The organism is Pseudomonas sp. TE12234 (assembly GCF_054061835.1).
Genome location: NZ_JBSSEP010000003.1, coordinates 299,849 through 311,513, shown reverse-complemented (window position 1 = coordinate 311,513; position 11,665 = coordinate 299,849). Strand labels below are relative to the sequence as shown.

Annotated in this window: 9 protein-coding genes, 1 tRNA gene and 1 pseudogene; 9 read left to right on the top strand and 2 right to left on the bottom strand. The window is 59.1% G+C overall.

Translation table 11 applies throughout. The features are described 5' to 3' along the window. Positions 1-83 precede the first annotated feature (83 nt). The 6 genes and pseudogenes from ACVWYU_RS07890 to ACVWYU_RS07865 all read left to right on the top strand — a co-directional run bounded on the left by ACVWYU_RS07890 (position 84) and on the right by ACVWYU_RS07865 (position 5,840). Entirely contained in the window at positions 84-719 is a 636-nt protein-coding gene (locus ACVWYU_RS07890) for an NADH:ubiquinone oxidoreductase subunit N (protein WP_090327733.1), read from the top strand. 295 nt (positions 720-1,014) lie between these two features. Further along, complete coding sequence (locus tag ACVWYU_RS07885; RefSeq protein ID WP_457372370.1) at positions 1,015-2,520, top strand: YdgA family protein; 1,506 nt, start codon at positions 1,015-1,017, stop codon at positions 2,518-2,520. 258 nt (positions 2,521-2,778) lie between these two features. Next, complete coding sequence (locus tag ACVWYU_RS07880; RefSeq protein WP_457372369.1) at positions 2,779-3,351, top strand: YbhB/YbcL family Raf kinase inhibitor-like protein; 573 nt, start codon at positions 2,779-2,781, stop codon at positions 3,349-3,351. Positions 3,352-3,407: 56 nt separating this feature from the next. After that, the gene (locus ACVWYU_RS07875) at positions 3,408-3,677 is read left to right on the top strand and encodes a hypothetical protein (RefSeq protein ID WP_245706758.1); all 270 of its coding nucleotides are present in this window, start codon (positions 3,408-3,410) and stop codon (positions 3,675-3,677) included. A gap of 273 nt (positions 3,678-3,950) precedes the next feature. Then, positions 3,951-4,982 (top strand): annotated as a pseudogene (locus ACVWYU_RS07870) (HAMP domain-containing protein); the annotation flags it as partial. A 93-nt stretch (positions 4,983-5,075) separates the two neighbouring features. Beyond that, positions 5,076-5,840: a methyl-accepting chemotaxis protein gene (locus ACVWYU_RS07865; RefSeq protein WP_457372399.1), complete on the top strand. Its 765-nt coding sequence runs from the start codon at positions 5,076-5,078 to the stop codon at positions 5,838-5,840. Between the two features lie 61 nt (positions 5,841-5,901). Here the strand turns inward: ACVWYU_RS07865 and ACVWYU_RS07860 are convergent. Beyond that, positions 5,902-5,978 (bottom strand) — tRNA-Arg (locus ACVWYU_RS07860). Between the two features lie 350 nt (positions 5,979-6,328). Here ACVWYU_RS07860 and gabD point away from each other — a divergent pair. From gabD to ACVWYU_RS07845, 3 genes are all read left to right on the top strand, one after another. Continuing rightward, positions 6,329-7,771, top strand: coding sequence for an NADP-dependent succinate-semialdehyde dehydrogenase (gabD, locus tag ACVWYU_RS07855; RefSeq protein ID WP_390958039.1), 1,443 nt, complete (start codon positions 6,329-6,331; stop codon positions 7,769-7,771). A 183-nt stretch (positions 7,772-7,954) separates the two neighbouring features. Further along, positions 7,955-9,235, top strand: coding sequence for a 4-aminobutyrate--2-oxoglutarate transaminase (gabT, locus tag ACVWYU_RS07850; protein ID WP_457372368.1), 1,281 nt, complete (start codon positions 7,955-7,957; stop codon positions 9,233-9,235). A 136-nt stretch (positions 9,236-9,371) separates the two neighbouring features. Then, positions 9,372-10,586, top strand: coding sequence for an HDOD domain-containing protein (locus ACVWYU_RS07845; RefSeq protein WP_390958041.1), 1,215 nt, complete (start codon positions 9,372-9,374; stop codon positions 10,584-10,586). Between the two features lie 33 nt (positions 10,587-10,619). On the opposite strand, the gene ACVWYU_RS07840 is transcribed toward ACVWYU_RS07845, so the two are convergent. Beyond that, the gene (locus ACVWYU_RS07840; protein ID WP_248916115.1) at positions 10,620-11,609 is read right to left on the bottom strand and encodes a GGDEF domain-containing protein; all 990 of its coding nucleotides are present in this window, start codon (positions 11,607-11,609) and stop codon (positions 10,620-10,622) included. Between the last annotated feature and the right edge of the window lie 56 nt (positions 11,610-11,665).

Genomic DNA, 11,665 nt, shown 5'->3' with positions numbered 1-11,665 from the left:
TATGCTTTGAAGTGTTGGAGGGGCGTTGGAGCAAAGCGCCCTTGCTTCGCACAAGGCTCGCGCAGGTCATGGGGAAACCAATAATGAAAAACCCTTATGCTCTCGGTTTCTGGTGCGCCGTCGTGGCGTTGGTGCTGCTTTCGGCCACCTATTTCTACGGCATCATGCTGACCCTCCAGATCGACAAGGCTCTGGTGTTTCTCGACAGCGCCACCGCGCTGATTGCCGTGATGTCCATCGCGGTAGTGGCCTGGGCTTCGGTCCAGAACCAGCGAACCAAAAAAAGACAACTCGAACAAGGCAAGACCCTGGTGCTGATCTGGGACACCAAGGTCGCGCTGCGCCGTGTCGAAACGGTGTTCGATCGCTATTTCTGGGGCAGCTACTGGCAACCGGGGCGCACGTTCCAGGAAGTCATGGGCGAACTGACCGGCACGCCGCTGGAAAAGAGCCTGGAGACCTTGAAAAAGCAATGCCTGGAGCTCGACAAGCAAGTGGCCGACGACGGCTGGCACTGGCTCAACAACGCGCGAGAACTGGCCGATGTCGCCACCGCCATGGCCCGCGAACGCTATCAGCTGGATTTCTGCGACCCGCGGGGGGAAGTGATGGGCGGGGCGGTGATCAATCGCGACTTTGAAGTATTGGTGTACACCTGGACCGCGCGGCTCAAGACCTTTGATCACCAGCTCGATGAGATCGAGGTTCAGTATTCCTGATTCTGTGTCGTCAGGTCTGACGCCATCGTCGGAACGACATCGCGAGTAAGCTCGGTCCCACAGGAGTTCGCATTCCAATGTGGGAGCGAGCCTGCTCGCGATGGCGATCGCATGGACATCGAATACTTACCTGCATACGCAGCCCCATAGACACTCTTTCACCTTTAATCCTTGGGCCGTCCATCGCGCCTGATGCTACTCTGCATCCCACTTTCAGCGCTGTCGCGTCCGCAACCCGCCATGGGTTCAGGGAAGACGACTACACCTTAAACAACGGACATTGATTGGGTCATTCATGAATAAATCAGCAGGCGTGCTTCTGGGAATCGTCGTTGCCATCGGTGCTATCAGCGCTGGCGGTGCCTGGTACACCGGCACCAAGATTGAAGGGGTGGTGAACGCCTCCCTGGCTGACGCCAACCAGCAGCTGCAAGCCGCGCTGGTCGGTCATAAAGGTACGGCGTCACTGGAACTGGTATCGCTGGAGCGCCACGTGTTCAGCAGCACCGCGCACTATCGCCTCAAGGGCGAGGGTGAAATGTTCGGCGAGGAGCCGGTCGAGCTGCTGTTTGTGGATCATATCGAACACGGTCCGCTGCCGTTCTCGCGCCTGGTATCGCTGAAGTGGTTGCCGGTCATGGCCACCAGTCACTACGAACTGGAAAAGACACCGCTCACCGAAAAATGGTTTGCCGCCGCCAAGGATGTCTCTCCGCTCAAAGGCGTGGTCAATATCGGCTACGACAATTCCACCAATGGCACGCTGGAAATGCTGCCGCTGGAAACGGCACTGGATGACAAGTCCAGCCTGAAGTTTTCCGGCCTGAAGCTTGATGTCGCGGCCAGCGCCCAGGCGCAGAAGGTCAAGGCCGACGGCTACATGGACAGCCTGAAGCTGATCACCGTTTCCGAAGATCAGGCACCGGTGCAGGTTGAATTGAACGGCCTGACCCTGGCCAGCAACCTGAGCAAAAGCACCTACGGCTATTACACCGGCGAGAACACCGTCTCGCTGAGCAACAGCCAGACCACGTTCGGTCCCAAACAGTCAGTGCTGGGCCTCAAGAATTTCGAAATGAAGAACCAGACCGAAGAATCAGGCACCAGCGCCTCCGGACGTGCCGATTACAAGGTGGGTGAAGTGTCCTTGAACGGCAAGGCGGTCGGTTCGGCACAGATGGCGATGAGCCTGAAGAACCTCGACATTCCGGCAACGATGTCGCTGATGCAGATTTACCAGAGCAAGCTGCAACCTTACGAGCAGCTCGCCGCCGAGGCCGCCGAGGCGGGTCAGCCGGTGCCGGAACTGAAGCTGACCGACGCCGAAGAGACGCAACTGAAAACCGGTCTGGAGCAATTGCTGGCGGCCGGCCCGCAGGTGGCCCTGGAAAATCTCTCGTTCAAGACCACCAACGGCGAAAGCCGCGCCAACCTGGTGCTGGATCTGACCAAGCCGCAATCGATCGAATTGCCGACCGACCAACTGATCAGGCAGTTGATTGCGCTGTTGGACATCAATGTCCAAGTGTCCAAACCAATGCTGGTTGATGTGTTCACCGTGCAATCGCAAATCGACGGCCAGACCGATGCCAAGCTGATCGCCGATCAGGCCACCGCCACTGCCGACATGTTTGGCAGCATGGCCGTCGGCTCGCAACTGGCGAAACTGGATGGAAGCAACATCGTCAGCAAACTGCACTACGCCAACAATCAGGTCGAGTTCAATGGCCAGAAAATGACCGTCGAAGAATTTGTCGGTTTCGTCATGAGCAAATTTGCTGGCGCAGGCGAGGTTCAATAAACCGCAACCCTTCAGGAAACGCCCGGCCTCTGCGCAATGCTGGCGCCGGGCGTTTTGCTTTCTGTGGTTGATGCGGTCGATCCTATCCTCGTCACCGTGTTCAGATACGGCTGTAGGACGGCATTTGAGATGCACTGCTTCATTTAAAAAAAACGGCGCAATTGTTCAAGGTTGCGCCAAATCCTGGTGCCACCCTATGAAAGCTCCAGCTATAGTTTGCACGCCGACGACGGCCCCACCCGCACAAGGTACTCCGGCATGACCCGATTGACCTCTCTGAACCCTTGGCTAGTGGCCATAGCAGTCGCCCTTTGCGTGCAATTGCCGGCGCAAGCGGCACAGGCGACCCAGGAGCGTTTTACCCTGAACATCCCAGGCGTGTCGGATGACCGTTTGTTCACGTCTGCCGCTGCCAGCGATGCCCCGGGCTGCGGCGGGCACAACGTTTCACCGGCACTGAGCTGGAATGCCGGCCCGACCGGTACGCTCAGTTACGCCATCGTCATGCACGATCCGGATGGCCAGAAAGGGCAGGGTGTCGATCACTGGGTGCATTACGGCATCAAAGCCACCACCCACCAGATTGCCGCCGGCGTCGGCGCAAAAGCCACGCTTGAAGGCGTGGCCGGCATCAACAGCAAAGGCACGGCCGGTTACGTCGGCCCTTGCCCGGCGGCTGGCGACAGCGCGCACCACTACATCATCCAGATCTACGCCCTGGACCTCGCCCCGGACGCATTGCCGGCAGGCCTGACCCGTGCGCAGCTGCTGGAAAGAATCAACGGTCATGTGCTGAAAAACAGCAGCGTGGTCCGGCGCTACCATCGCTGAAGCCTGATCACTTCAGCGGCTTTGCAGAAAGCTGAAGTGCGCGGCCTTCCGGGGATTTGGCATCCCTCCCCGAAAGCGCGCACTATCAGCCTGTAGTCGATGCGTTGGAGGATGCCGTGACAAAAAAAATCGACCGCATCGCCCAAATGCTCAACTGCCCGGAAAAGGGCGAGGAACTACGGCGAGCGATTACCGAGAGTCGCAAGGATTTTCTGCTGAATCAGCCGGACGAAGACATTGTTGAAGACGACATGCTCGAAGATGAAGTATTCGAGGATGACGAGGACGATGATGAATACGACGAGTTTGATTGGACGACGGAATGAGAAAACCGCTTAGGCGGTTTTTTTGTGCCCGCAAAAAAGCCCCAGACCCCTAAGGCCTGAGGCTTTCTCGTTTCTATGGATGGAGCACCGGGCGGGATCCGAACCCACGCCCCTGCCTTCGTAGTCCCGAAAGCCAATATTCAGAAGCAAAGTCGAAATTGCCGGGAACCCTTCGGCGTATAGAAAAACGAACAAAGCCGTTCAGTATTTTATTCAAGCGGTCGATACAGCTCGTGCCAATCAACAATAACGCCTTCGTGGACACGACCCGTTATGAATAAAAACCTCCGATTCAGCCACAAGATCCTCATTGTGGCGTCGCTGATCGTGGTAGCCGCCTTCGCGCTATTCACGCTGTACAACGACTACCTCCAGCGCAACGCCATTCGCAAGGATCTGGAAAACAACCTCCATGAAATGGGCGACATGACGGCGGCCAACATCAAGAACTGGTTTGACGGTCGCACTTTGCTGGTTGAAAACCTGGCGCAAAACGCGGCCTTGAACCCACAGATGGCCAGCATCACCACGTTGATGGCACAGAAAACCCTGGTGTCGAGCTTCCCCAGCACCTACGTCGGTACCGCAGCAGGCGAGTTCGCCATCCTGCCTGATGCGAAGATGCCGGATGGGTACGATGCTCGCACACGCCCCTGGTACAAGCTTGCCGAGGCCAGCAATACCGTCGCCATGACCGAGCCTTACGTCGAGATGGCCACTAACACGCTGGTGGTCTCCATGGTGGCGGCCATTCGCAAGTCAGGGCAGACCGTCGGCGTGGTCGGCGGTGATGTGAGCTTCGGTGCGCTGGTCGACATCATCGACAAACTGGATCTGAGCGGCGTGGGTTACGCCTTCATGGTCAGCTCCGATGGCAAGGTGTTGGTCCACCCCGACAAAAACATGCAGATGAAGACCCTGAGCGACCTCTTCCCGCAGGGCACGCCACGGATCAACGGCGAGTTAACTGAAGTCCAGGCCAATGGCCAGACCCGCATCGTCACTTTCGCCCCGATCAAGGGCTTGCCTTCGGTGAACTGGTACATCGGCCTGTCCATCGACAAGGACAAGGCCTTTTCCAGGCTCAGTGAATTCCGCGCCTCGGCTGTGATTGCCACCGTGATCGCCGTAGTCTTCATCATTGCCCTGCTGGGCATGCTGATTCGTCTGCTGCTGCAACCTCTGCAGGCCATGAGCAAGGCTATGGAAGATATCGCCGAAGGTGAAGGCGACCTGACCAAGCGCCTGGTCATTCATACCCAGGACGAGTTCGGCATTCTCGGGAACGCCTTCAACCGCTTCGTCGAACGGATTCACACTTCGATCCGCGAAGTGTCGTCGGCCACCGAGCAGGTCAACGAAGTGGCCCTGCGTGTCGTGAGTGCATCGAACGCTTCGATGGCCAATTCCGACGAGCAGGTCAACCGTACCAGCAGCGTTGCCGCCGCGATCAATCAACTGGGGGCTGCCGCCCAGGAAATCGCACATAACGCCGCGCAAGCTTCGCAACACGCAAGCTCCGCCCGCCACTTGGCCGAAGAAGGCCAGCAAGTGGTCAATCGCAACATTGAGGCCATGAGCCGCCTCTCGGACCTGATCGTCACCTCCAGTTCGCACATCGAAACGCTGAACAGCAAGACCGTGAACATCGGTCAGATCCTCGAAGTGATCACCAGCATCTCTCAGCAAACCAACCTGCTGGCGCTCAACGCGGCAATCGAAGCGGCGCGTGCAGGCGAGGCGGGACGTGGCTTTGCTGTGGTAGCTGACGAAGTGCGCAATCTGGCCCATCGCACCCAGGAGTCGGCGCAGCAAGTGCAGAACATGATCGAGGAGCTGCAAGTCGGCGCCCGTGAATCGGTCAATACGATGGGTGAAAGCCAGCGCCACAGCCAGGACAGCGTGTCGATTGCCAATCAGGCGGGCGAGCGCCTGGGCAGCGTGACCCAGCGCATCGGTGAAATCGACGGGATGAACCAGTCAGTGGCCACTGCCACTGAAGAGCAGACAGCGGTGGTCGACTCGATCAACATGGACATCAATGAAATCAACACGCTGAACCAGGAAGGCATGGAAAACCTGCAGTTCACCTTGCGCGCCTGTTCGGATCTGGAACAGCAGGCCAGCCGCTTGAAGCATTTGGTGGGCAGCTTCCGGATCTGATGAGTTCCACGCACAAAAAAGCCCCAGACCTTGCGGTCTGAGGCTTTCTCGTTTCTACGTATGGTGCACCAGGCGGGATTCGAACCCACGACCCCTGCCTTCGGAGGGCAGTACTCTATCCAGCTGAGCTACTGGTGCAGCGCGGGCGCCATGATACTCATATGCACCGCAGGCGTCCATGCTGCTGAATCGTCTGCGTTTTTCCAAAGCGTAACCTGTGTTTGCTACGTTGATCAGAAAAACGCAGCAAAAAAGTCGATTTCGTTCTTTTTTTCGAACGCCCTATTGTCCTTTACCCCCTTTGATCCTAGGATTCGTTTGAGATTTCAAACGCTCTTGTCTGGGTGCTGAACCGCACGAATCCAATACGTGCGCTATTTATGTGCTTCAGCCCGGTGAATGATTTCCCTGACGGCAGCCTACTGAGGCGCCTTTCTACAATCATAATTTGCTCCGCATCCATTGCGGTGCTGTTAAGGAAAGCCGACATGCAGCTTAAAGACACCCAGTTGTTCCGCCAGCAAGCCTTCATCGATGGCGCTTGGGTTGATGCGGACAATGGTCAGACGATCAAGGTCAACAACCCGGCAACGGGCGAAATTCTGGGTACTGTGCCGAAAATGGGCGCTGCCGAAACCCGTCGTGCCATCGAAGCCGCTGACAAAGCGCTGCCGGCCTGGCGTGCACTGACCGCCAAAGAGCGTGCGGGCAAACTGCGTCGCTGGTTCGAACTGATGATCGAGAACCAGGACGACCTGGCTCGCCTGATGACCCTGGAACAAGGCAAGCCATTGGCCGAAGCCAAGGGCGAAATCGTTTACGCCGCTTCCTTCATCGAGTGGTTCGCCGAAGAAGCCAAGCGCATCTACGGTGACGTGATTCCGGGCCACCAGCCAGACAAGCGCCTGATCGTGATCAAGCAGCCAATCGGCGTGACCGCAGCCATCACCCCGTGGAACTTCCCGGCTGCGATGATCACCCGTAAAGCCGGCCCGGCTCTGGCCGCCGGTTGCACCATGGTGCTCAAGCCTGCTTCGCAAACGCCGTTCTCCGCCTTCGCCCTGGCTGAACTGGCCCAGCGTGCCGGTATCCCGGCTGGCGTGTTCAGCGTGGTTTCCGGCAGCGCCGGCGACATCGGCACCGAGCTGACCAGCAACCCGATCGTGCGCAAATTGTCCTTCACCGGTTCGACCGAAATCGGTCGTCAACTGATGGCCGAATGCGCCAAGGACATCAAGAAAGTGTCCCTGGAACTGGGCGGCAACGCTCCGTTCATCGTGTTCGACGACGCGGACCTGGATAAGGCCGTCGAAGGCGCGATCATTTCCAAGTACCGCAACAACGGCCAGACCTGCGTCTGCGCCAACCGTCTGTACATTCAGGATGCGGTCTACGACGCCTTCGCCGAGAAGCTGAAAGTGGCTGTGGCCAAGCTGAAGATCGGCAACGGTCTGGAAGCCGGCACCACCACTGGCCCGCTGATCGACGAAAAAGCCGTGGCCAAGGTGCAGGAGCACATCGCTGATGCCGTTGCCAAAGGCGCCACCGTGCTGTCCGGCGGCAAGCCGATGGAAGGTAACTTCTTCGAGCCGACCATCCTGACCAACGTCCCGAACAACGCAGCTGTGGCCAAGGAAGAAACCTTCGGTCCATTGGCGCCGCTGTTCCGCTTCAAAGACGAAGCCGATGTGATCGCGATGTCCAACGACACCGAGTTCGGCCTGGCCTCGTACTTCTATGCGCGTGACCTGGGCCGAGTGTTCCGTGTGGCTGAAGCCCTGGAATACGGCATGGTCGGCGTCAACACCGGGCTGATCTCCAACGAAGTCGCGCCGTTCGGCGGCATCAAGGCCTCGGGCCTGGGCCGTGAAGGCTCCAAGTACGGCATCGAAGATTACCTGGAAATCAAATACCTCTGCCTGGGCATCTAAGCCCGGCAAGGCATTGCTTCAAACGCAAAGGGCACGAGAGCGCTGACCCTTTGCGTGCTTCAAACGGAATTTTCTCTGTGGCGGGGAACGCTGTGGCAGTCGATCATCGCATGCTGCCCTGGTTGCCTCCTCGCTGCTTAATCCTTGAATCACGCCGACCGATGAGCGGCGAATGAGGAATGTATGAGCAAGACTAACGCTTCTTTGATGGCCCGCCGTACCGCTGCAGTTCCACGTGGCGTAGGCCAGATTCACCCGATCTTCGCCGAGTCCGCGAAGAACGCTACCGTGACCGACGTTGAAGGTCGCGAGTTCATCGACTTCGCCGGCGGTATCGCCGTGCTGAACACCGGCCACGTGCACCCGAAAATCATCGCCGCCGTGACCGAGCAACTGAACAAGCTGACCCACACCTGCTTCCAGGTACTGGCCTACGAGCCGTACGTGGAACTGTGCGAAAAAATCAACGCCAAGGTGCCAGGTGATTTCGCCAAGAAAACCCTGCTGGTCACCACCGGTTCCGAAGCCGTGGAAAACGCCGTGAAAATCGCTCGCGCCGCCACTGGCCGTGCCGGCGTGATCGCCTTCACCGGCGCTTACCACGGTCGCACCATGATGACCCTGGGCCTGACCGGTAAAGTCGTGCCTTACTCGGCCGGCATGGGCCTGATGCCAGGCGGCATCTTCCGCGCGCTGTACCCGAACGAACTGCACGGTGTGAGCATCGACGATTCGATCGCTTCCATTGAGCGCATCTTCAAGAACGACGCCGAGCCGAAAGACATCGCGGCCATCATCATCGAGCCTGTACAGGGTGAAGGTGGTTTCTACGTCGCGCCGAAAGAATTCATGAAGCGTCTGCGTGCCCTGTGCGACCAGCACGGCATCCTGCTGATCGCTGACGAAGTACAGACTGGCGCTGGCCGTACCGGTACGTTCTTCGCCATGGAACAGATGGGCGTTGCTGCCGACCTGACCACCTTCGCCAAATCCATCGCTGGCGGCTTCCCGTTGGCCGGTGTGTGCGGCAAGGCCGAATACATGGACGCCATCGCTCCAGGCGGCCTGGGCGGCACCTACGCCGGTAGCCCGATCGCTTGCGCCGCAGCCCTGGCCGTGATGGAAGTGTTCGAAGAAGAGCACCTGCTGGACCGCTGCAAGGCAGTCGGCGAGCGTCTGGTCACTGGCCTCAAGGCCATTCAGGCCAAGTACCCGTCGGTAATCGGCGAAGTCCGTGCCCTGGGCGCGATGATCGCTGTCGAGCTGTTCGAAAACGGCGACAGCCACAAGCCGAACGCTGCCGCTGTGGCATCCGTTGTGGCCAAGGCTCGCGACAAAGGTCTGATCCTGCTGTCCTGCGGCACCTACGGCAACGTTCTGCGCGTCCTGGTACCGCTGACTGCGCCGGACGAGCAACTGGACAAAGGTCTGGCGATCATCGAAGAGTGCTTCGCTGAACTCTGATCGCAAAGTGTGACCTGATCGACAAAAAACCCGCTTCGGCGGGTTTTTTCATACCTGCCAGAACAGATACGACGTATTGCTACTATTTCGAAGGAGCGGCATTGGATAAGGTTCGAGCATTGCCAGGGAGAGCTGTATGACGACTGTCATTTTACCCGCGGTTCCAAGAGTATTGATTGCCGAGGCCGACCCCTGGTCCCGTGATCTGCTCAAGGAAGTGTTGTTGAACGTGCGCTGTGACGCACAACTCGATTTGTGCGCCGACGGCCAGCAGGCGTTGGAGCTGCTGGCGGCCAACCCGTACGATCTGGTGATCGCCGACTGGGAACTGCCCGGTGTCGATGGCCTCAATGTGTTGCGCAGTATTCGCCAGCGCAAACGTAATCCTCCATTGCCATTCATTCTGATGAGCAGCCGCAACGACAGCGCCAGCGTACGCGAAGCCTTGCCGCTGGCGCCTGCCGCCTACCTGACCAAGCCCCTGAACATGGATAGCCTGACCCAGCGCTTGCAGGGGTTGCTGCTTGATGCCGGGGAAGAGGTGTCGTGCGAAGTGCCGGCGCTGGCACCGGGCATGACCTTGTCCGTATTCCTGGAGCGCCGTCGCGAACTGGCCGAGGGCGCGCCGCTCATGACCGACGTGCAGCTGGCGGTCAAGCGAAGCCTCAATCCTGATGGTCTGGATCTGACGGCGCTCGAAGATGAGATCCGCACGGACCCGCAGGTCACCGCCGTGCTGATCGCCGCCGCCAACAGCGCGGCCCAGCACCATGGTGCGGGCGTGCAAACCTTGGCTCAGGCGTTGCACCGACTGGGCACCGGACAAAGCATGAACCTGATTCTCGGGCTGGCCCTCAAGCGCAGTGCACGGCTCAGTGATCCGTCTCTGGCGGACTATGCCGAGCGTTATTGGGACTTGTCATTGCACACCGCCGAATACGCGCGAACGCTGGCGCGCCTGCTCGATCTGGATCAGGCGCGGTGCTATTGCGCCGGTATGTTGCATCGACTCGGCGATCTGGCGTTGTTGCGCTGTTTGCAGGAGTGGAAGCAGGGCGGTGGCGAACTGGACGACCAAGAGGCGGTCGGGGAGGCGCTGGCCGAATTCAGTGCGGCCTACGGATCGGCGTTGCGCACCCGCTGGCGGCTGCCGCTGGAGCTGCGAGAGCTGATTGCCGCGACCTACCAGCTCGGTGGCGGGGTCTACTCCCGCGAAGCACTGGTGATGAACATGGCGGCACAGCTGGCGCGCCTGAGCGAGCATGAGGGGCTTGAGGACCTGGCCAAAAGCCGAACGGCGCGCCTGCTCAAGATCGGCTTGCCGGAGTTGGTGCGTCTGCGCAAGAAATAAGGCTTTACCCACCGAGGGTTTGCGTTGGGGCGTTCAGGCCGTCACTATCCGGTTCTTGCCCTCACGCTTGGCCTGATACATCGCCGCGTCCGCGCGGGCAAACAGGCTGTCCACGTTTTCGTCCCCGGCGACCAGGCTGGTCAGCCCCTGGCTGACGGTGATGCCAAAGGTCTGGCCGTCATGCTTGAAGCTCAAACGCTGGATCTCCCGTTGCAGTCGCTCGGCCACTTGCAGGGCCATGTCTGGCGTGCAGCCCGGGAACACTGCGGCAAATTCCTCACCGCCAATGCGCCCGAACAGGTCGCCACGGCGTAACGCCGCACGTCCGCTCTCGGCGATGCGTTGCAGTACGGTGTCGCCTTCCTGGTGACCGTAGGTGTCGTTGATCACTTTGAAGTCATCGATATCCAGCATCAGGAACGACAGCGGCGTGCCCTGTTGCAGCGCCTTTTCGAATTCCTGATGAGCGCTTTCGAAGAAGTGCCGACGATTACTGCTTTGGGTCAGGGCGTCGGTGGTCGCCAGGCGTTGCAGCTCGGTTTCCATCTGCTTCTTGTCGGTGATGTCTTCAGCGATGCCGACAATGATCACTGGCTGTCCCGGCTCGGCCTGGCGATTGATGAAGCATTTGTCGCTGAGCCAGCGAACCTGGCCGTCGGCGGCGATGATCCGGTATTCGCGGTCTTCGATCGCGCCTTTTTCCAGCACGTCCGCCAGGCTGCGCTCGGCATATTCCAGATCGTCGGGGTAAATGCTGTCGCGCCACTGGTTGTAATCGGACAGCAGCAGGTCAGCGGAGCGCCCGAAAATCCGCTCATAGGCCGGGCTGACGTACAGCACCTGGCGGGTTTCCCAGTTGAATGCCCAGAGCACGGCATTGACGCTCACCAGCAGGGTGCTGAACAACTGTTCGCGTTCGCTCAGTCGCGCCACTTCACCTTGAGCGTGCATCAGTGCCAGCAGGGTTTGCGCAGTCTCGGGCCACTGCGAAGGGGATGAGTCTTGTTGGTTTTTAATGACCATGGGAACAAATCTCAAAGGGCGTGCACCGCTCTGGATTCGAAAGCGGCCACAACGAA

Bases quoted from the DNA above. Each gene is read 5' to 3' on its own strand.
- ACVWYU_RS07890 (WP_090327733.1), top strand. From the start codon at position 84: ATGAAAAACCCTTATGCTCTCGGTTTCTGGTGCGCCGTCGTGGCGTTG.
- ACVWYU_RS07885 (WP_457372370.1), top strand. From the start codon at position 1,015: ATGAATAAATCAGCAGGCGTGCTTCTGGGAATCGTCGTTGCCATCGGT.
- ACVWYU_RS07880 (WP_457372369.1), top strand. From the start codon at position 2,779: ATGACCCGATTGACCTCTCTGAACCCTTGGCTAGTGGCCATAGCAGTC.
- ACVWYU_RS07865 (WP_457372399.1), top strand. From the start codon at position 5,076: ATGGCCAATTCCGACGAGCAGGTCAACCGTACCAGCAGCGTTGCCGCC.
- gabD (WP_390958039.1), top strand. From the start codon at position 6,329: ATGCAGCTTAAAGACACCCAGTTGTTCCGCCAGCAAGCCTTCATCGAT.
- gabT (WP_457372368.1), top strand. From the start codon at position 7,955: ATGAGCAAGACTAACGCTTCTTTGATGGCCCGCCGTACCGCTGCAGTT.
- ACVWYU_RS07845 (WP_390958041.1), top strand. From the start codon at position 9,372: ATGACGACTGTCATTTTACCCGCGGTTCCAAGAGTATTGATTGCCGAG.
- ACVWYU_RS07840 (WP_248916115.1), bottom strand. From the start codon at position 11,609: ATGGTCATTAAAAACCAACAAGACTCATCCCCTTCGCAGTGGCCCGAG.